At 44.5% G+C, this 26,985-nt stretch carries 23 protein-coding genes; 16 read left to right on the top strand and 7 right to left on the bottom strand.

The window, feature by feature from the left end:
- The first annotated feature begins 32 nt into the window (after positions 1 to 32).
- The 4 genes from V202x_RS22680 to V202x_RS22665 all read left to right on the top strand — a co-directional run bounded on the left by V202x_RS22680 (position 33) and on the right by V202x_RS22665 (position 3,620).
- Entirely contained in the window at positions 33 to 419 is a 387-nt protein-coding gene (locus tag V202x_RS22680) for a hypothetical protein (protein WP_145179112.1), read from the top strand.
- A gap of 166 nt (positions 420 to 585) precedes the next feature.
- Positions 586 to 2,130: a toll/interleukin-1 receptor domain-containing protein gene (locus V202x_RS22675; RefSeq protein ID WP_145179111.1), complete on the top strand. Its 1,545-nt coding sequence runs from the start codon at positions 586 to 588 to the stop codon at positions 2,128 to 2,130.
- A 258-nt stretch (positions 2,131 to 2,388) separates the two neighbouring features.
- Positions 2,389 to 3,213, top strand: coding sequence for a toll/interleukin-1 receptor domain-containing protein (locus V202x_RS22670; protein ID WP_145179110.1), 825 nt, complete (start codon positions 2,389 to 2,391; stop codon positions 3,211 to 3,213).
- Positions 3,214 to 3,275: 62 nt separating this feature from the next.
- A complete protein-coding gene (locus V202x_RS22665) occupies positions 3,276 to 3,620 on the top strand; it encodes a hypothetical protein (RefSeq protein ID WP_145179109.1) in 345 nt (114 codons plus the stop codon).
- A gap of 151 nt (positions 3,621 to 3,771) precedes the next feature.
- On the opposite strand, the gene V202x_RS22660 is transcribed toward V202x_RS22665, so the two are convergent.
- Positions 3,772 to 4,305: a hypothetical protein gene (locus tag V202x_RS22660; RefSeq protein ID WP_145179108.1), complete on the bottom strand. Its 534-nt coding sequence runs from the start codon at positions 4,303 to 4,305 to the stop codon at positions 3,772 to 3,774.
- Between the two features lie 601 nt (positions 4,306 to 4,906).
- On the opposite strand from V202x_RS22660, the gene V202x_RS22655 reads away from it, so the two are divergent.
- Positions 4,907 to 6,313 carry a hypothetical protein gene (locus tag V202x_RS22655; protein WP_145179107.1) on the top strand — a complete coding sequence of 469 codons (1,407 nt, stop codon included), beginning with the start codon at positions 4,907 to 4,909 and terminating at the stop codon, positions 6,311 to 6,313.
- Between the two features lie 231 nt (positions 6,314 to 6,544).
- On the opposite strand, the gene V202x_RS22650 is transcribed toward V202x_RS22655, so the two are convergent.
- Together V202x_RS22650 and V202x_RS28170 are read right to left on the bottom strand one after the other, a co-directional pair.
- Complete coding sequence (locus tag V202x_RS22650) at positions 6,545 to 7,285, bottom strand: methyltransferase domain-containing protein (protein ID WP_145179106.1); 741 nt, start codon at positions 7,283 to 7,285, stop codon at positions 6,545 to 6,547.
- 303 nt (positions 7,286 to 7,588) lie between these two features.
- Positions 7,589 to 7,681, bottom strand: coding sequence for a hypothetical protein (locus V202x_RS28170; protein ID WP_409996669.1), 93 nt, complete (start codon positions 7,679 to 7,681; stop codon positions 7,589 to 7,591).
- A gap of 218 nt (positions 7,682 to 7,899) precedes the next feature.
- Between V202x_RS28170 and V202x_RS22645 the strand changes: the two genes are divergently transcribed.
- From V202x_RS22645 to V202x_RS22635, 3 genes are all read left to right on the top strand, one after another.
- On the top strand, positions 7,900 to 8,376 hold the full coding sequence (locus V202x_RS22645) for a hypothetical protein (RefSeq protein WP_145179105.1): 477 nt from the start codon (positions 7,900 to 7,902) through the stop codon (positions 8,374 to 8,376).
- Between the two features lie 64 nt (positions 8,377 to 8,440).
- Positions 8,441 to 9,511, top strand: coding sequence for a DUF4062 domain-containing protein (locus V202x_RS22640; RefSeq protein ID WP_145179104.1), 1,071 nt, complete (start codon positions 8,441 to 8,443; stop codon positions 9,509 to 9,511).
- Between the two features lie 296 nt (positions 9,512 to 9,807).
- Positions 9,808 to 10,311 (top strand): hypothetical protein, encoded by a 504-nt coding sequence (locus tag V202x_RS22635; protein ID WP_145179103.1) that lies wholly within the window; start codon positions 9,808 to 9,810, stop codon positions 10,309 to 10,311.
- 536 nt (positions 10,312 to 10,847) lie between these two features.
- Here the strand turns inward: V202x_RS22635 and V202x_RS22630 are convergent.
- Positions 10,848 to 11,897 (bottom strand): IS110 family transposase, encoded by a 1,050-nt coding sequence (locus V202x_RS22630; RefSeq protein ID WP_145179102.1) that lies wholly within the window; start codon positions 11,895 to 11,897, stop codon positions 10,848 to 10,850.
- A gap of 554 nt (positions 11,898 to 12,451) precedes the next feature.
- On the opposite strand from V202x_RS22630, the gene V202x_RS22625 reads away from it, so the two are divergent.
- Complete coding sequence (locus V202x_RS22625) at positions 12,452 to 13,069, top strand: hypothetical protein (RefSeq protein ID WP_145179101.1); 618 nt, start codon at positions 12,452 to 12,454, stop codon at positions 13,067 to 13,069.
- 550 nt (positions 13,070 to 13,619) lie between these two features.
- Here the strand turns inward: V202x_RS22625 and V202x_RS22620 are convergent.
- Positions 13,620 to 13,814 (bottom strand): hypothetical protein, encoded by a 195-nt coding sequence (locus V202x_RS22620; RefSeq protein ID WP_145179100.1) that lies wholly within the window; start codon positions 13,812 to 13,814, stop codon positions 13,620 to 13,622.
- A gap of 434 nt (positions 13,815 to 14,248) precedes the next feature.
- Here V202x_RS22620 and V202x_RS22615 point away from each other — a divergent pair, with 434 nt between their 5' ends.
- The 4 genes from V202x_RS22615 (at position 14,249) to V202x_RS22600 (ending at position 16,703) form a co-directional block, all read left to right on the top strand.
- Positions 14,249 to 14,452, top strand: coding sequence for a hypothetical protein (locus V202x_RS22615; protein ID WP_145179099.1), 204 nt, complete (start codon positions 14,249 to 14,251; stop codon positions 14,450 to 14,452).
- A gap of 308 nt (positions 14,453 to 14,760) precedes the next feature.
- A complete protein-coding gene (locus V202x_RS22610) occupies positions 14,761 to 15,228 on the top strand; it encodes a terminase small subunit (RefSeq protein WP_145179098.1) in 468 nt (155 codons plus the stop codon).
- Positions 15,229 to 15,545: 317 nt separating this feature from the next.
- Positions 15,546 to 16,076 carry a hypothetical protein gene (locus V202x_RS22605; protein ID WP_145179097.1) on the top strand — a complete coding sequence of 177 codons (531 nt, stop codon included), beginning with the start codon at positions 15,546 to 15,548 and terminating at the stop codon, positions 16,074 to 16,076.
- 150 nt (positions 16,077 to 16,226) lie between these two features.
- Complete coding sequence (locus tag V202x_RS22600) at positions 16,227 to 16,703, top strand: J domain-containing protein (protein ID WP_145179096.1); 477 nt, start codon at positions 16,227 to 16,229, stop codon at positions 16,701 to 16,703.
- A 123-nt stretch (positions 16,704 to 16,826) separates the two neighbouring features.
- On the opposite strand, the gene V202x_RS22595 is transcribed toward V202x_RS22600, so the two are convergent.
- Positions 16,827 to 17,186: a hypothetical protein gene (locus V202x_RS22595; RefSeq protein WP_145179095.1), complete on the bottom strand. Its 360-nt coding sequence runs from the start codon at positions 17,184 to 17,186 to the stop codon at positions 16,827 to 16,829.
- Positions 17,183 to 18,832, bottom strand: a complete 1,650-nt coding sequence (locus V202x_RS22590) for a DNA-methyltransferase (protein WP_145179094.1) — start codon at positions 18,830 to 18,832, stop codon at positions 17,183 to 17,185. The genes V202x_RS22595 and V202x_RS22590 overlap by 4 nt, the downstream gene beginning before the upstream one ends.
- A gap of 141 nt (positions 18,833 to 18,973) precedes the next feature.
- Between V202x_RS22590 and V202x_RS22585 the strand changes: the two genes are divergently transcribed.
- The 3 genes from V202x_RS22585 (at position 18,974) to V202x_RS22575 (ending at position 26,975) form a co-directional block, all read left to right on the top strand.
- Entirely contained in the window at positions 18,974 to 20,008 is a 1,035-nt protein-coding gene (locus V202x_RS22585; protein ID WP_145179093.1) for a hypothetical protein, read from the top strand.
- A 429-nt stretch (positions 20,009 to 20,437) separates the two neighbouring features.
- Positions 20,438 to 23,629 (top strand): CHAT domain-containing protein, encoded by a 3,192-nt coding sequence (locus V202x_RS22580; RefSeq protein WP_145179092.1) that lies wholly within the window; start codon positions 20,438 to 20,440, stop codon positions 23,627 to 23,629.
- A gap of 28 nt (positions 23,630 to 23,657) precedes the next feature.
- Positions 23,658 to 26,975 (top strand): WD40 repeat domain-containing protein, encoded by a 3,318-nt coding sequence (locus V202x_RS22575; protein WP_145179091.1) that lies wholly within the window; start codon positions 23,658 to 23,660, stop codon positions 26,973 to 26,975.
- Positions 26,976 to 26,985: the final 10 nt, after the last annotated feature.

Below are 26,985 nucleotides of genomic sequence, written 5' to 3'. Positions count from 1 at the left end.
TATTTTAAATCAAATTAAGAAAGGTAAATGGGATGCAACGACGTAATTTTATACAAGTTGGATTTGCTGCTTTGGCTGCCCTGTTTACAAAACGATCAAGCAAAGCAAAACCGAAAGCGTTTGTAGATCCACGCCGAGGATCAGGAATAGGGACTATGCCACAAAGCCCCTATTTGCCTTGGAAGTCGGCAGAATCAAAAACAACTTGGAAAGTAGGGGATAGCATGGTCGTTGCCTTGAAATCATATCATCCTAAAGAATGGCAGATTGATTCAGTGTCTGTAATCTTTCTACCTGATGCTGATGGTTATTGCACGTTGGCTTCATCATCGGGGGAGCTATGCCAGACTGATTGGAGTGAGGTCGAATGGTATGTCAATCTCGATGATTTGATCAGCACGCTACCGGCATTGCAATGACAGGGTAACAGTCATTACTCCGACATTCTTCTTCAGTACAGCTAACCTTCTTAACGATGGTTTCAATTTTGGTGACATCAAACTTATTTGCATTTCTGATGCCAGACACTCATAATCTAAGGTTCGGTTAGGATCTGGTGATTTATTCTTTTAAGGAGACACAGCAGTGGCTAATCCCGCGCATGTGAAAATTGTCAAAAAAGGAGCTCAATCAATAACAAATTGGAGAAAAAAGAACCCACATTTTACGTTAGATTTGAGTCGGACCGATTTGAGTAATGCCGATTTGAGTAATGCCGATTTGAGTAATGCCGATTTGAGTAATGCCGATTTGAGTAATGCCGATTTGAGTAATGCCGATTTGAGCGAGGCCATTTTTGAAGTTACCAATTTGAGTAATGCTAATTTTAGTAATGCTAATTTGCAAAATGCTAATTTGCGTAATGCTAATTTGCGTAATGCTAATTTGCGTAATGCTAATTTGCGTAATGCTAATTTGACTAGTGCTAATTTGACTAATGCCAATTTGGAGAGTGCCGATTTGAGTAATGCCAAAATGAGCGATGTCGATTTGAGCGGGGCTCGTTGGGTAAGGGCCATATTGTGCGGTATTGATTTTAGTGAGGCCAATTTAAGCGGGGCCAATTTGAGCAATGCCAATTTTTCCGGGGGTAATTTGAACGGTACTGATTTGAGCGGGGCTACTTTGGGCTGGGCCAATTTTTGCGGGGTTAGAATGAAAAATGCCAATTTGGAAAATGCCAATTTAACACATGCCAAAATGAGCGGGGCTAAATTGATTGGGGCTAATTTGAGTGGGACCGATTTGGATGGGGCTGATTTGAGCAGGACTCATTACTGGAGAACTAATTTGAGAAATGCTAATTTGAGTCGGGCCAATTTGAGTCGGACCGATTTGGGCGGGGCCGATTTGAGAAAGGCCGACATGAGCGATGTTGATTTGAGCGAGGCCGATTTGAGCTGGGCCGATTTGAGCGGGGCCAATTTGAGTAATGCTTCTTCAAAGGAAACACGATGGACTGATCTAGATTTATCGCAATCAATTGGTTTGGAATCAGTCATACATCGAGGACGAAGTTCTCTCGGTGTTGACACCTTGATGAAATCAAACGGTAAGATTCCAGAGAGATTTCTTCGTGGTTGTGGTTTAACTGATGATTTTATTTCCTACATTCCAAGCCATTTTGCAAATCCAGCGATTGATTTCTATTCCTGCTTTATCAGTTACAGCCATGAGGATAAATCGTTTGCTCGTCGGTTACATGACGCTTTGCAAGGCAGAGGAATTCGCTGTTGGCTCGATGAACATCAGCTATTACCAGGAGACAATATCTACGATCGTGTTGATCATGGAATTCGTGTGTGGGATAAAGTACTGTTATGTACTTCAAAACATTCACTGACCAGTGGCTGGGTTGATGATGAGATTAAGCATGCGTTTGCGAAAGAAAAGCAGCTGTTCAAACAAAGAGGACGTGAGGTTTTGTCTTTGATACCACTGAACTTGGATGGTTATCTTTTTTCAGAATGGCAACATCCCAAATGTAATCAAATTCTTGAACGTCTTGCTCCTGATTTCACTAATTGGGAATCTGATAATACAAAGTTCGAAGTCCAATTCGAGCGAGTTGTTAAAGCTCTTCAAACCAATGATTCAGGCAGAGAACTTGATCCCATTCCAAAGCTCTAAATCATGCAAAAGTGTCCCGGTAACGATGTTTTACTGGTCACTTTCTTTGGCAAGATCTCAATACTAATAAAGTGTCTGGTAAATAATGATTTACCAGACACTTTTCTTTTGTGGAATCCTTGGTTGATGGTTGGGAAACAATAGCTGCCCATTCATTTTTCATTAAATTTTGCCGGTTCCCTGTTGCAGTACATTGCTCTAGTGTACCCTGAATAGAGAGATGCTTCTGGCAATATTATTCTATACGAGGAAATTCTAATGAAGGTCTTTATCAGTTGGTCAGGGAATCGCAGCCGAGCCGTTGCAGAGATGCTCAAAACTTGGATTAAATGTGTGTTACAAGCCACTAGACCTTGGTTATCTACTCGTGATATTGACCGTGGAGCCCTTTGGTTTAGTGAAATACATGACCAATTAAAGGATACTGCTGTCGGAATTGTCTGCTTGACTAAAGAGAATCAAAATCGCCCTTGGATCTTATTTGAGTCGGGAGCTCTTGCAAAGGGGTTGTCGTCAAGTCGAGTTTGTACGTTTTTGATAGACTTAGAACCATCTGACATTGTAGACCCTTTGGCACAGTTCAATCATACGATACCCAATCGTGACAGTGTTTGGGAGTTGGTTCGAACTTTAAATAAAAGCCTTTCAAATGAATCGCTCGATGATATTGTTCTGGATCAAGTGTTCGATACATACTGGGGGCAATTTGAAAAATCGTTTGCAAAAATCATTGAAGATAACCCACAAACAGAAACCATTCCACCTCGACCGGATGGTGACATTCTTGTAGAGATTTTGGAGAATACGAGAGGTATGCAATCGCGGCTTAGACGTTTAGAGAGTCGTGAAATACGAGATGATCCAGATATGCAGGAATCTCTAAATGTATTTGAAGAAGAATTATTAAAAGAATTATTCTTGTTGTCCACAAAGTCACCGAAGGATGGCATGACTAAAGGTGATATTCTACATTTTTTCAGAAAGAACGGTGTTGCACCCATTAGAGCACATAAACTTATGCAAGAGCACTTTAATCATTTGAATGCCGCAAGTAACACGCCCCACCTGGATAGTGTCCGGTAAATAAATGTTACTCGGACACTTTATTTACGAGATCATTTTAAGTTTGATAATAAGCTAGCAACATGAAAACATTCTGCCACCGTCTGGAATATTTTGGAGCATCTGAAAGAGTGGTTGCTGCAGCAGCCAAAGAGTGGTGGCAGGCCAATGATTACAGAATCGATCCACTCGTGAATTCCACCCAAATTTCCACATTCCGAGGCTCAGGATTTGGATTTACAGACCAACAAACCAAACGAATTATGCAGGTCATTCTGAAGCCGGTTGGTGATGGAACGGCGGTGTCGGTGTATCACCATACAAGCCGGATTTTATTCATCATAGGAATCATGTTTGGTGATATCTTGGAGAGGGAAACGGACGATTTCCTACGGTACATTCGGGAATATATTGCTAAAAAATGCTAATGTCTGGGTAACGGTAGTTACCCGGAGATCAGAAAACAACAAGTGTCCGGTAAATGGTTATTTACCGGACACTTTTTATTCTTGGCTCGCGATATCACACAATATTTTTTCATTTAAGGCCTAGCGGACGTGTCTCCAGTACATGCGATTGTTAGCCAGTTTTGTTGTTGGTCACGAACAGCACAGGGCCAGCCTCGTCCAACAATGGGAAATAAATGTCTGTAATCGCAAGTATAGCGAACGATCGATATGGTTCGACCGATTGTGTATCACCGATCAACGGCCATTCAATATAATCGACTACGTCGTATGAGTGAGCTAGGCGATATAGTGTTTCGCGAAGGAATGATCCCACCCCACTGTTTTCGGTAGGGATCTGCCAGTCGATGTGTTCAAGGAGTACAGCCACACGGTCGGTGTTCGCCGTTGCCGAATTGAGATCGTCCCAGGAAACCTGCCGCACGCGAATTGGTTTCTTCAATTCTGGATCATCGCTGAACTTGGAATATGCATCGAGCCCTGTCTGGAATAGGTCGACAGCAGATTCTTCAGAGAGTTTCGGTGTGTCTGCACGGTTTAGGGACCGCATTTCAATTGCGCGATTAGCCATCTGCCGACCGACCGGCAACACTTCGAAGCATCGATGTAGAGCATCATCCGACAAATCCCAAGTCAAAAAGTGCATCCGAAAGTCGCTGTGGGGATCGTCATATGCGGCTTCGAAGTCGAAAGATGAATCTGTGCCAACTTCAGCATCAATGATGCTATACCAATGGCGTAACCAAGAACGGCGACGATCTTCCAAGGTCTCAGCTTTCTACTGGCTAACTTGAATTAGACTGAATTATTTCAGAATAACCCATTAAGGGTAGAACTTAATCAAATACTGTTTAAACAGGGATGAATAGTCAAGCGAAAATTGAGGAAGTCGCTATGATCCTCGGAATTAGGTTGAATGACTCGAATCGGGAAAAGCGGAATTCTGAACGGTGATCTAAACTCATTCTCACACCCTTATCAGTATGATTTAAATTAGTGTCCGGGTAATACACATTACCCGGTCACTAATGCAGATCTTTCCAACCTTAAATCTAGAAGATATTTCCATTTTCTAGATTAAGAGACTGGCTGTTTTACTCAAGTTGAACTCATAATCAAATTGGATAAGCAGGCACTTTCCCCATAGGTACATGAATTTACTTCTATAACCCTATGTGATGAAAGTCTGTGCCATGAATAGATCTGTCATATCTTCTCGGTTTATATTTCTGATTACGGCGCTATGTGTGTACGCATCCAATGTCGTAGCGGAAGAGCCCGCCACGACATTGACCCCAGAAATGCGACGATCACCTTCAGAAGGACTGAATCTCACCGAGAACGGCTCCGATCTGGAAACTTTCATTAAACGCCACCAGCTCGTACTTCGAGTCTGCAATCGAGTCGTTGTCAACAGGGGCGACCGCATGGCTACTTCAGCAGTCAGCGAAATAAGACGCTTTCCGCGAGAAGGCCAAACCTATTACTTCGCGAATTTTCCTGAGAATGGAACTGCCGCATATTTCCGGCACTACAATGGTTCAGACCATCGTGTCTCTCACAAACGTATCCCTGGTTATGACCAGGAAGTAAATATTGGATATGCTTGGGCAACCGCTAACCCGCTTGGTACGCAGAAAATCCGATATACACATCGCCCGGCAACGGATGACTACGCGATCCACAGCCCATTTGCACTGATCGGACGCAGCCTTTATCCGAACCGGCACACCTTCACGCATTACGCATTCCCGCGATTCACAGGAACCGGTGTTTCCCCACTGAAAATCGATAATGGGGTAATCCGTGTCGTATCCAATCGGGTGGCCGGAGGAGCAATTTGGGAATGGTGGTGGAACGGAAAACAGTTCATCAACCAAGCGGACTATGGGAGATTAATTCAGAGTTCACTTGGGATCGCTGGTGAAGTCGCACTTCCAACAGAGGGAGGTAACGACCACAACAAAGGTTCTGACCAATCAGTTTACGGACATGGCTCTCCACTAGTTTCGGCAAAGAATGTGGATGCATTGACTCAGGTTACGCGCGCAGTGCCTGTTGAGTGGTCTAAATATAAATACCCTTCACTCAACACAAAGAAGCACCTAGTTGTATACAAGGACTGGCAGCTTGGCAAAAATATCCGACTCTCGCCGGACCTTTCACTTGGCGCGGGGCATTCACAACGACGTCATCAGATCGTTGAATATACTACCGTCTTACACTTGCCCGAAACTGTCCCAGGTAACATCGATTGGGAAATTCCGACCGGTTATCTGAATACAGAGTTCAATCGATGGTTTACCTTTGACGCCCGAGAGCCGGATATCAATCGTGGCCTAAAAGAGGTGACGGAGTTTATGCGCGCCAACCCAAATGGGTTGCGTCGCATGCGTGGCTGTACTGGGTTGATTCTCGCAACGGAAGATCTCAAGTACGCTATGGGGGCATACGGAGCACATCGTGACGACGGTGGCGATGTGAATAATTATTACTTTGCACGATACGGAGATACTCATAAGTTTGCACTAGCTCGACGCCTTGGTAACCGAGCCCGTCCTGGAGAACACACGTCAAAGACGTACTTGATGACAGGAACTCTTAGCAACGTACGCGTCGCGATGCGTCGTCTACACATTGGAGGTTATCGTTAAGCCTGAAAAAAACATAGCAAAAACGTGAACCGGATCAAACGACTTCTCCGATAGTGTCTGGGTAATAGGTATTTACCAGACACTTTTCATTATGAGATAGTAGCACTACAAAGTTAAAATGACCGGGCAACGTGCTTTACCAAGTCATTAATCTAGAAGTTGATTTTCAAACGGTGGGTATAAAGGCATGTAATGTAGTAAGTATTAGTTTGTGGCGTTGTTCGCTCATCATCACGCATGACGCAACACAAATACATGAAAAAATGGCGTGATGTCGAATTCTGATTCTATCCGGAGTTCTGTTTTTTGTGCCAGAGTCGTCCATGTGGACCGCGGGTAGAAATGGAAAAATCCCGGCCCAAAAGCTGCAGCTGCAGAAAGGTTGCGGAGGTGTTCGGCAACAATCAGTCGACCTCTTGGTGCGGTGATTCGTGATAGCTCTCGGAAAAGTACTTCGCGCTGTGACGCGTCACGGATTTCGTGGGCAGCGAGAGTTACCACAGTCATTTCAGAAGTGTTATCTGACAGCGGAAGTGCATCTGGTTTTGCGGCGATGGACGGTGAATCACCCGAATTCTGCTTTGCTCTGGCAATTGCCGGTTCGGTCATAAAAGATTTGTCAAATAGGTCCAATTCTATGTAATCGGTACTGGGGAATACTTTAGAAATTGGGAGTGTAGTTTCTTCGACGCAGACACTCAGTTGAACACATGTTTGTGGAGACTGTTCGACACAATGAGTAAGCCATTCACCGGAAAGAAAATCGGAACGGTCAAACATGACGTAAAACGCTACGAAAGATGAGATTGCGTACCAGGTTGCAACAAGGGCACCAAGGAAACCTAAGTATCTGATGGGCGACGGAACTAGTTGGATCGTCCAAATAGTGAATCCAACGGCTGCCCCTAGAAAGCAGGTGAGATAAAGCGGCCAATTATATCGAGCGAGGGAAACAGCGCGGTCAAAACTCATTCTAATATGCTTTTCTGTTATTACGAGTGTTCCCTGGATAAGCTCTTTTGATAGGAGTCCATAACTTGCCGCATAAAGTTTCGCATCACGAAGCCAGCGGAGTTGATGTTCCAATATTGATTGATTATTTATTTTAGATTCACTCTAGTTCATCCTCAACAATACGGTCTTTATTTCTACTGTTCAATGCAAGGATAAAGTAACATCAAAACAATGACCGGGTAATAAGAGTTACCCGGTCACTTTTCTGCGATTGTAGATTTTAAATTCGGCAAAAGAACGTAACTCAGTCCCTCGTCTCGATCATGATTGGATTGCCGAGAGGGGCTGATTTTGAGTTGAAGTTTCCATATCTTTGTTGACCGCCAAATATGTTAGATATTGTTCGATGTCCATTTTTCCAATCTAACAGAGGATGCCTCAACCGTTTCCGATTGCGTTCATAATGAAAACGCAAGAACCTCTCGATCCACAACTCGTAATTCTACTCGGCCTTCCCTGAACAATTTCTGACATAAAGCCATTTTGTGTCGATTGATAATAGGCAGAAATCTTGATACATTTAGATATGTGATGTTTTGTCTATCAGTTATTATGTATCAAAGGTCATTGGAATGCTGATTGAAGATGTCTTCAGCCTAACACCTGGCACACGCATAATTGCTCGCCAAAGAGACAGTGGCCTTATTATCGACCAACACGGCGGGTTCGAGTACAGGGTTCGGGTCGGTGACGTCGCGGTCATTCGACATGTAGGCATCGACCAGGGATTGAATCCGTACATCTCATTTGTACTTGAGTCAGATACAGACCAACGCGAAGTGCGTGAACGCCCCTTAGCAATCTCAAAGCACTTCATATTCGTGGGCGACGAAGTTGCTGATTGTGACAGATTTAATGCAACTGCTCTTTGTCCAATCTGCCATCTCGAATCTGCGATCTACAGCCAAAAGGAGTGGACGTGTTCCAATGGATGTGACCTCAATGAATATCGTTACTGCAAACGATGCGGCACTTTATTTCGCGGACTGTCGGGAAAGTTCTGTAGTACCTTGTGTAAAGATAGTGCCAAGAGCGTTCAAGATGCATAACAAAACGATGCAACACGGTGACTTTGAACATTAGTTAACAAGACAGCATTGAGAGCTGCCACATATGGAAAAGCGATATCAAGTATTTGTGAGTTCCATGTACACCGACCTGAAGGATGAACGCCAGCAGGTCATGCAGGCGTTAATGGAAATGGACTGCATTCCCGCTGGAATGGAGCTATTTCCCGCTGCAGACGAGGAGCAATGGCAGTTCATCAAGCGGATCATCGACGACTGCGACTACTACCTTCTGATTATCGGTGGGCGTTACGGGTCGGTTACAAACGAAGGCATCAGCTTTACAGAGAAAGAATACAAATATGCAAAGTCCAAGAAGCTGCGAATTGTCGCGCTCCTTCATCAATCACCAGAGGAACTGCCCGCAAAGTTTGTCGAAGCGGACCCGGAACTGAAGACAAAGCTGGATGAGTTTCGCCAGCAGGTAGCAAATGGGCGACTCGTAAAGTTCTGGAATAGCACAGAGCAACTGATTGGTCTTGTTGCGCTGAGCATGCAGAAGACGATCAAGATGTATCCATCGAAAGGATGGATAAGTGCATCTTCCGTTACAACTGAGGAACTACTGTTAGATAACAACCGCATTCGGGTTGAGAACAGAGAACTCAAACAACAACTGGAGAAGCTGACACGCTCTAATGAATCATTCGAAAAGGTGAATAGCCATCTGCCGCAGGACTACGTCATTGAAGGTACTGGTAGAGCGAAGGACTCATCTGACTCAAAAGATCGAATTCCGTGGAAAGTAGCATTCAATCTCCGCGACGTCTTTATTATGCTCGCACCGCATTTGATGGCACCGCTCGACGAGTATGAGGTCGAAGACCACGTTGCGGATATTCTAAAGTTGCTACATCCCAACATGCCGGAGAGTACATCGCTCGAACAACGTTTCCTAAAGGACATTGGCACGTTGTTTCGAGCAGTTAATCTAATAATAATTGATGTTCAGCTTGATAAGACCTACGCTAACTATTTCTGGAGTCTCACTCAGCTAGGCGACAGGCGACAAATACCACTTGGCCGAGCGGTTGCAATCTGCGCAGATAACACAGGGACGGCCCTTGTGAATCTCTGCGTGCGAAGGTCGACTAACAATGAGATACAAACACACTGAGCGGCGGGCGCCGTCGCTCCTGAAATCAATATCGACCACCGCCACTCGGTGAAAACAAGCGTTACTCTTGCCCTCGTTGGAGATACTCAAACGTAATCTCAAATGCGTTTTTAAGAGACCGTTTTAAAAGACCCCCTCTAAAATAAGTGACCGGGTAATAGAGATTACCCGATCATTAATTTGATGTAAATGCGAAATCATACTGCGTTAATTGATAATAGGCAGAAATCTTGATAGATTTAGAAGAAGCCAAATTCTGTCAATAGTTAAGCCTCGCGGCAGATATTGGAGGAACAATGAGCACGTCCACACGTTCAAACATTGCGATCGCGATTTTATGGATAGCCATTCTCTTAGCGACAGGGTATTACATCGTCGAAGGGCTCAAGGTGATCGCGGAGCCTGTATCAAAGATTATCGTTGCCGTACTTACCGGGCTCTTTGCTTTGATCGGGGTATACTTTACCCATGTCCTAACTACCCTGCGCGAACGAGAGGCCGATCAGGTTCGACGGAAGCAGGAACGTTATGCTGCGATACTCGAGGGCTTAGTCCCATACATACGAAGCGATGGGGACAAGGCAGATGAGTTTGCCGTTCCAGTCTTGCACGCGTACGTCGTAGGAGAAAGGCGAGTGGCGTCGGCTATCGCTCGTTTTCTCGAAGATCGTACTTCCAAGAAACTCGATACTATTGTAAGCTCTATGCGCGTAGACTTGGGAATGGAACCCCTTGATCCCGACACCTCGACGGAGGGCCTTCTGGCGCCAAAAATCATTGAAACGGCGGGTTTGAAATGACAAACGAGAGACCTAAAAATCCGTGAACCGGAGCAGGCGACAACACGGGTTTTGAAACCAACGTCTTTTGGCAGTCGTCCAGTTATGGCTGTCGATACTCTATCCCAAATTCGATATATTCAAACGACTATGAAGCCGTGTTTGAGTCAAGGTTGGCATTACATGTTACTTTCCTTTGCTGCTAGTGAATCTCCCACAAGAGATAGTTAAGTCAGGATGCAAAACTATCCGCTGAGTCCCGCAATACCAAATGGTATTGCGGGACTCTTTAACCAAATAATGATCATTTTTGTTCTACCTTTTCAAAACGCAATTGACCAGCTTTGGGAATTCATACGACTATTCGAGGTATCTGTGCATCAACAACGGCACAGTCTCATTCATCCAAATACGCCGCGCTGCTCATACGTTTTCACGCGATTCTGTCGCAGGAGCGACCTCGCTGTTTGAGTATCGAGCTGACGCGGACAGTTCCCTTGTTTCTGGCGAATCATGCTGGCGAGTGCGTCTGATTATCATGTTGTTCGGCCCAATGGTCAGGTGGTTGCTGGCAGCGGTAGAAAATCACACCAAGGCGTGCCGTCTCGTAGCATTGCCCAACAACGCACGAGTAGTTTTCGCGCCAAAGCCACGATCGCCTGTTTTCTGCGCGTCTTCTGACCACGCGAAAGCCTCTTCACCAACCGCTGAGCCCAGAGGTTGTGCCGCAACAAGATCCATCCCGCTTCAACCAGCATCTTTCGTAACAAAGATGGTCCTCGGCGAGTAATCCGTCCACGACGGTCGGTTTCACCGGATTGAAACTGTTTGGGAACTAGTCCTGCATAGGCGGAGACCTGACGGCCGTTGGTGAAACGCTGTGGATCATCAAGGTATGCAACGACGACCTCGGCCGTACAACGTCCAACGCCGGGGATGGTCCGCAACAGTTTCACTTTGGCGTCCGTCTTTGCAAATACGTCCAGCTTGCGTTCCACTTGCTGCAGTTGTTGGCAGATACTCTTGAACGCCTGGAGTTCGAGGGCCACTTCACCACACCAAAGTTCATCCGGACCACATTGCTCTAATGGTTTCACATGTTGTTCGATTGCTAGCAAGCCCGTTTCTGTCCACGCACGATGGCCACGGTCAAGTAGAACTCCTTGTTGTTGAAAGAGAGCTCGCAAGTGATTCTGGATCGCAATCCAACGAGTAATCAATGACTGACGATACTTCAGCAGCGCTCGCCGCTGTCGTATCTCTGGGGTTGGGACATAAACTGTTGGGAGTTGTTCCAATGCTGCTAGTTGAGCCAGCTTGAGTGCATCATCACGATCCGTTTTGCGTTTGATGTTTTTGAACTTCCAGGCCTCGTTGCTGGGATTGGCGACGTCGCACCTCACGCCATGGTGACAGCACAAGTCGTGCACCCAACCTGCAATCGAGCAGGTCTCGATGACGACCAGATCGGGACTTTCCTTACTTAACAGTTGCTCGAAAGAGAACACATGCGTTTGCACTATCAGAAAATCCGACTTGCCGGTTTCGGTAATGTACCGACAGGCGACCGACTTAAACTTTCCTAGATCGATTGCAAGAATCTTCATTGTCATGTACTCCTTGTGTGTGAGTTAAGAATCAGTTCTCCTTGATACCAGTATTGGCGATCGAGGAACACACGGCTTACATGGATTCTTTTTCTCAAAAGCATTTTTAAATGACGACTTTAAAAGACACCCTCAAAAAGATTGTCCGGGTATTAGCTGTTACCCGGTCACTTTTTCTTTATTATAAACGAGTTTTAGAAAGTGAAACGATGGGCGAATCAACAAAAATACAATGCTACGATGATGATTCTTTTAACCCTTGATTCGTAGTTCAGAATTCCACTTTTCCCGATTCGAGTCACTCAACCTAGTTCCTTTGATCATAGCAACTTACTCTATATTCTGTTGACAATTCATCCTTAGTTAAACAGAATTATAACTCGTTCTACTCTTAATGGGTTACATCAAAAATATTTAGCCTAATTCGAGTTAGGTTCCTAAGGAGCATTATGACCTGGAAAGACATCGTCGATTCGGGACTGAAGTTCACCGAGAAAGTCCTTAGAGATGCCGCTCTCTGGTTCTGGCTCGGGGTTGCCATCGTTGTCCTTCTTGTGGCTGATTCGGAAGGCTTGATCCCTATCAGCCAAGTCCTTTCAGAACCTCGCGTCGGGCTCACTGTCAGCCTAGTAGTAATTGCGAGCCTCTGGTTAAACGCGCTTGAGCTACATCACTCCCTTGTGCGCGGCGCGGCTACTGGTCGAAACTGGGTGGCTGAACGACTAACATGGTTTGTTCGCAAGCGCAAGGCAGGCCGGGTCCGGCCTGGTAGTGAGGAAACCCTGCGAGACCTTCTTCGCACACCATGTCGAGAACGCCGCTGGTTTCTCTGGTTCCTTGAAGGAAAAGAGTGTACCCCCCTGGAGTTCCTGCTGCCTTACGGGACCACACATCATGATGAGGAGTTTGCGGGTGCTCGTAGCTTACTTCAACTCGGCCTCTTACATCGTACCGGTGACAGTCATTCTGACTTGGTATTCGTCCACAAGCGGCTCTACGACGTGTATAAGGCTACAATCGCAGGGGATCCTCGACTTACCCAAGAACTTGATGCCGAAAAAGATGTGATCAGAGCGCAAGGCCGGTCGGCACTTAGAGAGGAGCTTCCAACTTATGCGACTGAACGATTTTTCCGAGCTATGCAGCAAAAATCCTCCAAGCAGACAACCTAACAAGGCATGTAGCAATCAGCGTTGTTGATGCTGATTTTTGTGTCTATACAATTATGAACAAATCATCTGAACCACAGCCGCACGTTTCGATCACGCACTCGACTCAGGAAAAAATTGTTCGCCGAAGACTTCACTTGGACTTTAAATATATTTCTATTCGACGACTGGGAATTCGGAGTTGTTGACAAGGTGTTCTATATGCTTCGCGCAACGGCACTTAGTTGTTATGCGAAGTCCGAGCCGCGTGGATTTTCGTTAGAATAGGGTAAAAAAATCAGACGGCATGTAAATGCAGGATTATTCAGAACTTGCCGTCAAGTTTTATTTAATCATCTCAGTCACTTATCGCTCCACAAACTCCTATGCACTCCAGTATGTGCCTTAATACCACCGTTTTAAAAGACACCCTTTAAAATAATGACCGGGTAATAGCTATGACCAGACACTTTTCATTAATGGGTGGCCCCAATCATACGATACGATTTCATTTAAACCCTAATTGATGTCTCTCAGGGCCGAATGCGATCGTATTGGCGAAATCAATGTACAATTAATGAACATCTTCGATCGACGGGGATTCATTGACTGGTTGCCGTGGATACCGTCTTTTCAGATCGTCGATCAATGGCATCAACGTTTTTCTTGCGAGCCCTCGAATCGAGATCTTCTCTTTTGCCGCGTAGCGACATAGCGGCCACCAGTCATCCCGATCAAGCTCGATCGTAATTGTCTTTTTTCTTCTCATAATCCAACTGCCCTTGACTTTTTTAAACGAGTTAATGCGAAATTGTAACTGCGAAAAGAAACTGGTGTAGAATGATGGATCACATGAAACGCCAGTCATTTTCAGAGAGTGGTAGGGCATGGATGCATTACCGCTCTTTATATCATTTCTTAATCAGGCAAGGAAGCCGAATCAATACTCGAAGAAACTCCCTCTCAAACCGCTTGATGGTAAGACAACCTATCCCACTACATTTCTGGCAGTTGTATTTTCCCTACGTGGATTCCAGACATGATCGATCAAGGTGCACAAGCTCCCGATGATGGATCGCTCTTTTCTTTAATGAATACGTTCCACATTGGCAAGAGGGGCCTCAACGGGAACAAGTTTCGTAGTCTTCGTTGCCTTATTTGCTCTGATCAATCTCGGATTGAAATTGTTGAAAGGAATCAAATATGAAAAGCCATAGCTCAAATGATCGTCCAGCTGATAAATTACCGGGAGCTGATCCCATCATTCAGCCTGATGAAGATCTCGACAAGGCTTTGAATGAGCTGTCATACCTGGACGAGTTTGATCAGTCGACCAATGAAACTTGCACCAGGTACATCGAGCAACTCGAACAGGAATCTGAACAACAAAATAATGATTTTGATTGAGGGAAAGAAGAAAACCAAATCGTTTCCACACGATTCGGTAAGCTTTTAAGATCAGTCAGCCGAGTACAAGCCTGGCTAAAAAAATTCTCGGGTCCTCCCGCGGGGGGCCGGCACCGTGCGCGGTGCTTAAATCGCACTTTTTTGGTTTCAAAACGAAATTTTAAGTGACTTCTTCTTCTTCCTATTAAATTGAGGGGCAAAACATCAGCAAAGCGATCATCCCAAAGAGCCACTTCAAAACGCACCACGTCAAAAACGAAAAAAACAGCTAAAAAACAGGCTCCAATGCAAAAAACGGAGCCGGTCAATTGTGTCATTGGTTTTCTGCTGCTGCCGAACGATGGGACGTTAGCGACAAGACGATTCAGAACTGGATCAAAAAAGGACTTCCGGTTAGTGGAACTCAACGAAAGAGAGTCTTTGATGTTTCTGAGTGTGATGCGTGGGTGGCATCTTATCGCGATGAGAAAGCAGACAGAGAATCCCAGAAGCTCAACGAAGAACTCAAAAAAGAGAAGCTGCTTCAGGAGAAATTGAAGCGGAAGGACCTGGAGCGTAAAGATTTAATCGCAGATGAGAAGCTGATCAGTCGGGAAGAATACGAGTTGTTTGCCGCGGAATGTGTGATCGAAGCCCGCGACCAGATGTTGACACTACCAAAGGAGATGCAGCGTCATCTCTATAAAAAATGCCAGTCAAAAGTGAAAGAAATGCAAACAATGATTGAGCAGACATTGCAGCGGTTATCTGTGATCGAAGAGGGACCGAAAAAATGATCACTCAAACTTCGAATCTCATACCGAACCACGTGGATGATGGCGAGACGCCGTTTCACTTTGAGGGGTTTTCCAAGATTGACCGGGTAACTGTAATTTCCCACCCATCATTTTTAATTTTAGAAAGGAAATCATGGTGCGATTTGATTCATTCAAACTTATTTCTTTGTTTATAGCAACTTCCTCAATTTTCTCTTGACACTTCATTTCTGGTTAAACAAAATTTCATTAGCACTGCCGTTAATTGATTATACCGAAATAATTCAGAGTAATTCAAATTATGTCATAACGGCCTTAAGAAACGCAAAATTAGAACCATGACCGACGACCTAGAAAAACGAATTGCCAGTCACCTCGACGCGAAGAAGAGTGACAAGAGTCAGCATGACGACGCATTCGAGGCGTGGAGTAAGGTCGCAGTTGCTACGCTGACCGACTATGTGTGCCCAACATTTATCAAGGTATCCGATCCACTGGGCATTAAACTTGTGGTGGAGTCGGTTGAATCATGGGATGCCACGCAGGGGCCAGCACAAGACGGTATCTTCCCAATGTTCGTGGCGGAGGCAAAGCTCAATCATCGTCCCGCGAATGGCGACATTACCTGCAAAGTGGAGATCACATTTTCGCACAAGAAGCTACTGCTTTTTCGGCCAAAGGTTGACATAATCTATGAAATTTGCTCAGAAACGCTCGGAAAGGTATACAGCTTCGGTTACTATCCAAATGACCGCGATTTCAAGGTGCGTTCTTTTGCTGTTTCCGATGTAAAGCCCAAGTTGGAGCCTTGCATTGAACGGCACCTTAGACGAGCTGGGGAGAAGATGATCAAGCAAGAACTCCTCTGAGTGGCATAACAAAACGGACAATCCAACTGGCGAATCGGGCGGATTCTCAACTCGATGTTTCTTGGCCACCGCCTGGTTGCCATGCCAGATCTATATGATATATCTAAATATTATTCAATACTGAGGAACTAAAAGGCATAGCAAAAAAGAATGACCAACACGTCCCATTACGAAATCTTGCAAATTCAACCTGATGCCAGTGATATTATTATTAAAGCCGCTTACAAGACATTATCCGCAAAGTACCATCCTGATCGTGATCCAAGCTTCGAAGGAACGGCCAAGTTCAAACAGATTACCGAAGCATTCAATATCCTCTCCGATCCAGCATCGCGTATGGCATACGACGAAACTCTTCGCTCTGGAACTCCCGAACTTACCCCTTTTGATTACCAGATTTTGATCGTGTACAAGCGCAGCGGAAAGATTGCAGCACTAAAAATGTATCGCCAGGCACATGGAACAGGGTTCAAAGAAGCCAAGACCTACTTGGACAGATTATTGTCAGCTCATAATGTTCCAAGTTCAGCTATAGGGTGTTTGCTCATCTTTATCGTCCTGACAACTAGTGCTAGTGTTCTGTGTGCCTTAATCCTTATGATTAATGGCTACATAATATTTGCATAAACTGAAATGGCAAAGTGCCAACTGAAGTGAATAGTAAATTATATTTCCGGGACATTATTCTTCTGTGGGATCACTGTGATATGACCGATAAACGATGTTTTACCGGTCATTATTTACAAGAAACTATTCTTCAGGCTCCTGAAAACAAGATGGAATTAACCTTTGAATCCGTTCAAGCCATGCTTTTCTTTCTAGCATCATCTCAGTCGGGATATCTTGATCATCTGTTGAAATAGATACGCCTTCAGAATACCAAATCGCAACAATAAAATTGGTTTTCATAGCTGGTAAACTATCTATTAGTTTCATACCAGCTGCAGCATGGCGAAGTGCGCCTGTAGCTGCTTCGAGGAGGTTATTCCGGAATTCTTTATCATCAGCAAGCGGATGTTTATAATAACGAAGAAGCAACTCCGTAAGAACTTCAGATTCAAATAGACCTGAAAAATCAATAGTTCTCTCTACGATTGAGTGATCAGTCATAAAGCTGCTAACTCTAAAAAATTCATCTTAGGTCTAGTTTGGCCTATTAGATATGATTGAAGTCCTCTTCTTTCAATATGATCTGAGTTCCTGCTTTCATAATGCTCTAAAACCCAATCACCTGAGTTTGGTACAAATTGGTTCAGCGCGGACATCGTTGATAAGGTACGTTCTACTCGATCTAATAAGTTCCATGTTTCTCCAATATAAACTGGAAGAGATGTGTCACTTCCTCTTTTTAATGCATATACGGCCGGAGAATCAGGGATTTTTTTCAAACTTATTTCTGCTAAATCAAAAGAATTGATTTTTTTTCGAAGCTTATTTTTAGGCAATTGCTCTGATGAATTTTTCCACGCTCTAGCTTCTTTTCTAATTCTTAAAGCAGCCCATCGGTAATCAAAAGAGCGAAAACCCGGAGCTAAGCTTCTAGCATAGCTGTCAAAGCGTGATGCAGCATACGGATCACAAAGAATGTGATCCAAACTAGGATAACCCATATCTAACATGCGACGTAATGCAATTTCACTGGCATACTCGAACGGATCCATTTTCTGAAATGGCATTTGTACTCTTTTAGTTGCTTTTATCTCTGGGAAGTGGCCAGTTTTTCTCATCCCCATAAGAGTAAGATTCCATTCACTAGGTCGTCCACGCACTTTTAGTAGGCTACATTCATCAACAAACGAAGCATTTAAGACTGGATCTGCAATAATTTTGTCTACGGAGTTCCCTTTTGAAACTTTCTTGAATGCTTTAATGATTAATTCATTATTTATTCCCTCATTTTTTCTTTTCTTAACAGCAACAGATGGTGCACTTTTAAGAGGATCTTCAGGACCCTCCAAAGGATCTCCAGATCGAACAGAATCGATACGAGCTTGTGCAAGCTGGATGTATTCTGGAGAGATATCAAATCCCAGCCAACGTCTACCAAGTTTTTTGGCAACACAAAGCGTACTTCCCGATCCAGAGAACGGGTCTAATACAACATCATCTGGATTAGAACAACTACGAATAATTCTTCCCAATAGTTGTTCCGGCATTTGGCAACCGTGAAAGCCAGCTCGCTCTTTAAAAGTGCCAGCTATACGTGCGAAATACCAAGTATCTTGATCGTGGTTAAATGTTTCAGACGCATCTTGTGGCCTAAGAATCCATGTATTGTCTGGAACTTTGCCTGATGAATTTGCCCTTTTGTCGTTGTATATGAGCTGCCGAGCAGATGGAACTCTAATATCATCATCATTAAAAGTGAACTTGTTTGGGTCTTTTACAAAATAAAGTAGATGCGTATGAGATCTTCCAAATTTTTTATTGCAGTGAACGCCAAAAGTATAATACCAGATCACCCAATTCCTTAAGTGTAATCCATTTTTTTGGGCGATCATCTTGAGCTCAGCAACATATTCATCTCCAATTGCGATCCAGAGTGCCCCGGTGGGTTTAAGTGCATTGATACTTGATTTAATCCATTGTTCTGACCAATTCAAATACTCACTGCATTCCTTATTGTCATCATATACGTCATAGGAAAATCCTATGTTATATGGGGGATCAGCAAAGATTAAATCTATCTTGTTCTTATATTTCTTAAGCCCATTATTACATTCTTGTAGGTAGAGTTTGTCAGTCCATTTTGTCATGATGTATCCTTGTTCTCTAGTGGATAACCTATAATATCTCTAGATCACAGAAAGCGCAAGAGAATTTTTTTAATAATAGACCTTATAAGAAATATTTTTAATAACTGAACATCTTCAACTCTTTCTAATTATGTGAAAAATATGCCAGATTCAGTATTACATGTTGTTTTAGACGCAAACATACTTTCAGATTTTTTGTACAAAAAATCCACAAAAGCCCAAGAAAGAGTCCCGCGAAGTAATAATTTGATTGCAGCGGTTATGAAGTCAAATTGGCCTCGTATAAAGCTTTATACTCCGGCAATTTGTATTGCTGAAACATTAGGTATTATTGATAAGTATCGATTTGCATCTTGGAAGGGGGAATTTCGATCAGACCCGTCGATATTGCTAACTCAAGATGACTACGAAGAAATAAGAGATACTTTATTTAGTATGGTTAATAGCGGAGTATTAGAACAATTAGAGCATGAACCTAAACACGCCCTGATGTCTAGCGTTATTTCACCAGTGAATTGCGATTTCAATGATGAATCTGAAGGTAATAAAACCATCATGATGGGAGCAACTGACTGCGTTATTATCGGAATGGCTACTCACCTTACAAGCCGTCTTGGAGAGGATTCAGTAATTCTCGTTACTGGCGATTCAAGAATGGCTAAAGTTACAAAATTGGCAAAAAAACTATCACATGAAAAAGCAGAAGAGCTAGGTATTACCAGTAATGCAAAAAAACTCGGAATTAAATGGAACAATGAAATTTATCCTGAAGTGATTAATCTCAGTGAAGCAACAGATTCTGAACTGAAAATAGCTTTTGGAGGATGGCCTTTACCGAATTCGAAAATAAGCTATCAAAAGAAAAGTGACTCTACATTAAAAAAAAGTGAAAAGGATGAGCTCAATAAAATATGGGAGGAAATTAAAGTACAAAAAGAATATAGGATTTGGAACTTTAAAAAAAATGAATTAACCGAACCAACTATTGACAAGCTCCCTTACACGAAAGCCATCGATGCAATTCAGATTCAATATGCTATTAAACATGGAGTCTATTTAATGTGTAAAGATATTTCGTGGTCACTTTTGAATAGGCGAAAAGCAAATAAACCTAGCGAACCTAAGTCTCACGTTAATGAACAGTTCGAACAGGGCTCACTCTTTAAGGATGACTGAGCTAGTATCATTTCTAATTAAAGTCAGTATTCGGGTTTGAACTGATACCTAGGTAAGTGACCGGGAAATTATTTTTACCCGGTCATTTTTTTAGAAGAAGGTACATTTGGGGGTTGTGTTTGAGGTGAAGTAAAGATGGGAATCGATTTACTCGATCTAGTTTTTGTGTTGAAAACGGTTTGAGATCAAAATAGCTCGGGATAAGTTTAATAAGCTTCTCAGCAACTGAAACACTTCTAATTCTCCCCCAAATTGCTGGAAGGATATTTGATTGTCTAATTTTGTTGAACTAATCTAAGTTTTGACAAGTGAGCATTAGTTCTGTATCTTGTGTTTTGATTGACAGTGTGTATTTTTGAGCACAGTTCTGTGTGGTCAGATAGATTAATGCATCCTAACTGTCATGTCTCAAAACAATAAAGGTGCCAATTGCGTTTGCTATTCAAATCGCTTAGTCGCGTCCTTGTATTTTCTCTTCGTATTCCGGAGTTCCTGGTACGCCCAATTATTCTCTCTGTACTGCAACAAAAAACAATGTTGTACAATCATCCTGTTTTGTTGCTAGCGCATCAGGTGGTTGGGGATGTTCCGGGAAACCAACAATCCAATATACTCTCAATTTCCGATGCCCAGCAGGCTCTGAAGACCGAACCACTCAGGTCATTGCTTGTTCAGGAAAGAATTAGGGCGATTGACGTTGTGTTGACTGGCAGAAACAACGATACCAAACATGACGGTTTTCTCGACTGGGATTTGTCAGATCGCAAGCTGGCAATCGTGGCAATGCTGAACGACACAGCTTCGCGGGCCGTGGGTGATACACGACTGCAGTTGACTACCGCGTTGTCCTTTGCTGAACGTGCAACCCGGGCTGGTTTCTTTGATAATGCGACAGAAGCCTTTGGCCGGGCATTCGATGCTGCTTGCTTAGCTGGTAACGATGCAGCTGCAGTCCGTTCGCTCTATTCTTTAGGACAGCTGCGATATCGGCGTGGAGATATAGATGGTGCGCTGCACGATTTGTCACGTGCGACGTCCTGGACGTCTCGTCCAAAGGCGGAACTTACAAAAGTCCTACTGTTCCTTTCTGAAATACATGCTGCACGCGGGGAGTTCGGTGAAGCCGAGGAATATGCAAAGCAAGCTATCAGTAGTGAGTCGATTTGGCTCGGGAATGATTCTGTCTCAGCCGCTCAACGCCAACTCGGTGAACAATATTTGCTTCAAGGGCGCATTACTGAATCCGCAGAAGCATTTTCTTGCGCATCAGAACTTGGAGATAAACTTGCGTTGGAAGAACTGTACCGTCTGTATCTGCGACGTGGTGATTTGGATTCGGCGCGAGAGATTATTTCTAAGTTTCCTGACGATGGGATTGTCGGTGTAAGTATGGACTTCGTCTTGGCTGCATTTGCACGGTTGGGACATTTAAGACACTGGCTCATTGTTGAGCGGGAGGCTCTCGAACGACATAAACATTCAGGTGACGAGGAAGCTGTGCTGCTTTCCTACCGTCGACTGTGCGTGATTAGCGGGCAGTTGCGAAATGGTGACGATGTCCGCGACTGCTTTAATTCAGCCATAGAAGTTGCTAACAGAAGTGAGCAGAAGATTGGCACCGGTCATCTCCTAAAAGACTACGCAGAAGCATTGTCAAGATGTGGGATATACGCTGATGCAATGCAGACGATTGCCCAGGCCATCGCTATTTTTTCTTCTCTAGGCCTACATGTTGCTGAGACTGAGTCTCTGTTAATTCGTGGCAATGCCGAACTTGAGCAAGGTCTCTTCAAGGAGGCAGATGCAACGTTTCAGGATGCCCGGAGTCTCGGCCGCGAACTTGAGTTGCCCGACTACGAACTGGAAGCACTATTGCGTCTCGTCGAATCAAGTTTATTGAGGAAGGCATCCGATGTCGATTCTGAGCATCTCGACAGAGCAATGACTCTTGCCAGGGATGGAGAAAACGTGACAGGTCAGGCCCGTATACTGCTGGCAAAAGCTAACCTTTTAATCGGCAAAGAAGAACGAGACCGTGCTGATACGGCGAAGGCAATCAGCTTACTTGAAGAAGCTGCTCAACTGATCCTCCGAACCGAAAGGATGGATCTTCAGCGAGTTGTTCTTGAGAGACTCGGGTGGTGCTATGAGTTTCAAATTGAAGAAAAGAATTACGCTGCTGCTCGCTCTTATTACAAACGCGCAGTGGATTGTTATTTCCAAGAGCGGATGTCACTGCCACCTATTCAATCAGAAGCTGTCGGAACACCTTCTCGCAACCGTCTGCTTCAGGTTTCACAAATTGCTTTTGACAATTCCATTCGGCTTGCTGAAGCGGAAAACGACGTCAGTGAAGTTGTTCGTCTATCAGAACTGCGCCGAGCCCAAACACTCTGCGAATGGATCAGCAGAGACAACAGTTATACATCAAAAATAAATTCATCACAGTCTAACGTTGCCTATGTACCAGGCCATCGCGAAGCAATCCTGCACTTTACCTGGTTCCATGACAGAACAGATGCCGGTGACAGATTGCTGCTGGTAGTAATCTTTAGTGAAGGAGATCACCATCTGATACGTCTTGAGACAAAAGGAATTGAATGTGCACTGGAAGAGTTCGAATGTCTATTGAGTGAGGTGACTTCAGGCCTGAAAGCCTCAGGCGGCAGCCTTACATCGATCTTCGATTCTAAAAAAGCCTTTATCATTTCACTAATGCAGTTGTCGCGTTATTTCCTGCCGTCCCAAGTCATGGAATTATTGATGAATTCTGGAGTTGATCGACTGGTGATAATTCCTGATAAGAACTTAAACCAGATCCCATTCCCAGCTCTGATCAACATCCGCACGAAAAGACACATCATCGAGGAGTATGAAGTTGTTCTCGCGCCAAGCATCGAAGTCCTTGCAGCCTCCCGCCAAAGAGAGTCTCAGACGGCAACACCTGTATTGCTTGGCGTTGCCCAGCCGATAGGATCCGACCTCGCTGCATCTGGTGATGGTAAGTTCGTCCGGGATCGGATCCTTGGTCACTTCAGCGAAGAATCTCATCTTCTCATGGGGGCTCGCGCATCGGCAAGAGATTTCGTTGATCTCGCGCCTCAGGCAGACGTGATTCATCTGATGTTACACGGAAGTTCCCACAGTTCCCGCCGGGCCAATGCTCCCTCGCTTGAGTTCGCCGGTGTGGACGGGTTGTTTCCTGGAGAACAATTTTCCAGTGATACGCTGTTTCGCCTCGTGAAGAACGGCAAGCGGTTTCCACGCTGTCAACTGCTGACAATGAATGTCTGCTTTTCAGCGGAAATGAGCCGTCCGGGCGACTATACCAGAACTGATATCAGTGGATTTCCAGCAGCGATTCTGTCGCTTGGTGTGCCAGCTTTTATAGGCGCACGCTGGCTTCTCTACTCAAAGCCGGGCCAGATCTTCTTTGAAAAATTTTACATGTGCCTGCGTGAGGAGGGCCTCGCAGTAGGGGCAAGTTTCAGAGCTGCAGTACTCGAAGTCAAAAACTACAAGGGACCGGATGCAGACTGGGACGTACCTTTTTTCGATCATCCGTATTTTTGGAGTGGCCTGATGTTGATTGGAGACGGAGGACGTTCTTTTGCAACATGATAAACCGAGACAACTGAAGAATAATTCAATGACGAAGCCGGAGAAGGCTTTACCCGATTCAACCTATACGACTCAGGCCAATCGGCTACGAGTTCAAGCTGTTATTAAACGGCTAGGTATCGTTGAGCAGATGAAGGCGCTTCCGGCAGAACTTCCATATGAGGATTGTGTTCCAGAATGGCTGGGTGACCTTCAGAAGGCTGACCCGGCAATTGACACAACCAATGCTTTGGAAGCTCTCAATGAAGCTGCGGCGGCGGTTGGCTGCAATTTGCGTCAAAGTCTCAAATTAATCATCGAAAAATCTCCTGACATCGCTCTTAACTCCGATGAAATCAGGAGTCGTCTTATGCAGGCATGTCCGGAAAGGGGCTTTCTGATATCGTTGCTAGTCAGAGCGATTGACAGCGGGGTGGTGGCTGATTTACTGCGTCTTGATGATCCAAGAAAATACGAACTGATCTCGTCCCGGTGCATAGCACAACTCAAAGACAACAGTCTTGACGTAGATCTATCAGATTGGATCCTATCAACTTGGAGCGTTGCTCTGGGGGTACCTGTTTCGTCAGACCAAATCGCACCTTACAAACAAAAATTCAGTATGTTTAACGCCGCATTTGCTGTGTTGCTGGGGGTTGTCCTTTTGCGACAGCTGTTCTGGTATCTTTGGGCAATTGACGAACAAAACCGATGGCGAGAAGGATTTACCAATGCAACGTGGTGCGGTTTCTGGGCTGCCGTCATCGGTGCACTTTTTGCGATCTTTTTCTTTCGAATCGCGATTCCTATTACGCCTATGAAGCACGTTTTTGACAGCATAACTGATCGGCATTCAGTGATATTAGCGGTTTGGGGAGCAGCGTTGTGTTCGGGAGCAACCGGAGTAACTCTCGTTGTTGTTGAATCCATTCTTCCACCTACATGGAACTCGCTTGTTGCGACCTGCTTTGGAATCATCTTAGGAGTTGCAGTTATTCTGTTGTTCAAACAACGAGCTGTGAAGTATCTTCTGATTGCCTTGCTAGTTGTGTTAGGAGCTTATTATCTTGATGTGATTGCTTTCTATGATGAAGATCCAGAGGCACTCTTACATTTTACTTGTTTTATGCCGGGTGGCGACGCATTGTTTCTATTGCTGTCGTGTTTCACCGGTTCAATCATTCCCGGTCTAATTGTCTTTCAATCGTACGGCCGATGGAAATCAGAGCCACAAAATCGCTTCCAGTCACTCTCATCGGTGAAAAAAAACTGGAATCCCGTCATTGCTGTCGATAGGTTTGGGGAGAAATGTGTCTTCACGGACGGTGAGAGTTGCTACATCCAGACTCAGGCAGCGGAACTGGCTCCAATTTGGAAGCATTCGTGGAGGATCACAGCGATCTCGTTTGCACCTTCAGGAGCCTTTTTTGCTTCGGCATCCTGTGATGCGACGGCTTGCGTCTGGTGCTGGGAGGACAATGCGAATATCGCAGTCCTATACGGCCACGCAACATCAGTAACCGCAATTGGTTGGAGCAGTTGTGGTTCGCTTCTGGCAACAGGTACTGCGTCCGGTACTATTCTTGTCTGGGATGCTACGAAATGGAAATCTATCAGTCATCTGAGTTTGGGGCCAGGCATCGTAACAAGTATTGCGTTTGATATTCACGACCGCAACACCTGTTTTGTATGCTTTGATAATGGAAGGGTATGCCGTATAGATGTCGTCACCAATTCGATGTCATGTGAAGCTCTTTTCGAAGTTGGTAACTCTGTGTTGATGACGCTGGTACCTTCATTTGACCTACTTGTCATTGCCGGTACTCATGGCATCAGCTCGGTGACTTCTGAAAACTTGACACTGGTCGTTCAAGCATCATTTCACACTAGTAATGATGGCCCGGATGAGATATCTGCTGTGATCGCTCTAGAGTATGACGCAGAATCTGATGAAGTGCTGATCTGCACCAGTGAAGGAACTCATTGCTGGGATCTTAAGTCGGAATTCACACGCGAGCTCTCATGTGACAGCAGGATCGCGACACTCGCAGTTGCGGCAGCAGAAAATAAATTGTTTGGAATCCAGAGCCACTCAATTCAAGAAAGTCCTACACCATATTTAGTCCACCGTAATGGCGATATGCTTTCCAGGTATAATAAGAGTCCCTGTGAACCTGCTGGTGAACCAAAGAAAGGAAACGTATTTACGGAATTGATTGAAAGACATTTAGAATCCGCCCAATACAGCGTCTATGAACGCAACCGCAACGGATTTATTGTTCGCGCGGTACTTGTCTTGTTCTCAACAGTTGGCGCTTATGGCCTGTTTGGTATGGCTGGCTGGGGTGTTGGCGGATCATTTCAAATGCTGTCTGCCGCGATTTTCTATGAAAGCTCAGACCCCACCGATTTTGATAATTTCAGTATCGTGATGACACGTGCGTGGCGTGAAGGCATGTCATCCGGATGGCATATTTGTGGTATTACGGGCATGTTTTTTGTGTTACTCGCTTCTATCATCTCAATGATCAGCAGGTGGCATGCGGAAATTGTACGAATCTATGGAGAACTCGGCATCTTGGGAGGAATCCGTTGGCTTATCCTTCCCGCGACCGTTTTATGCTATGTGGTTTCCACAAGCTGGACTAATTGGGTGCTCCACTTTTTGCTTAACGAACTTTTCTGGATCCTTTTTATATCACTTTTTGGATGGTCTATCGGAATTGTGATCGCGACCTGCATAGTCATTAGAGTCCATGTACTTAACAACCTTGGGCACCAATCATTCTCGACAGATCTTAATAAGTTTTCCGGAATGAGCTTTGGGGCTTCGCACATGATTGCTACGGTTATTATTGGTCTTCCGATCGTTTTGTTTAGCTTTGGGTTGACATTGCTGGAGTATCCAACTTCGATGGCCATTAGTGCTTTGATGCAGATTTCTCCAGAGGGCACCACTAGCGGTCGCGGTACGCTTCCGAACACTTTTGAAGGGATTCCAGGAAATCCCGTTCCCATTGATCTTTTATGGAACGATTTTGAGACTCGGCCAACATGGGCGGAAGAAGAATATGTTGGAAGAAATTTTATGATTGAAGGCTTTATGACAAGCCGATATCCCGTTTTTCGAATCAGCGACTCTACGACTGGAAAAGACATGGTACACTGTGAGTTCGGATATCAGGATTTTGAACTCATTAAAGAGAATCGATTCCTGAATGATTTCATCGAAGCTGGCGGACAATATGTTCAAATCAAAGACGGCCAACGAGTCCGTGTGAGTGGAATTTGTGTCGGACTAGATGAAAGGGGTTTAGTACTGTTTGAAAAGTGTCGAATCAACCGTTCCATATTTCAACAGAAATAAAGCAACGCTT

This window comes from Gimesia aquarii, assembly GCF_007748175.1.
Lineage (GTDB): Bacteria > Planctomycetota > Planctomycetia > Planctomycetales > Planctomycetaceae > Gimesia > Gimesia aquarii_A.
Note: the sequence above shows the minus strand (reverse complement) of the source record. Positions and strands in the feature narration are given on the sequence as shown.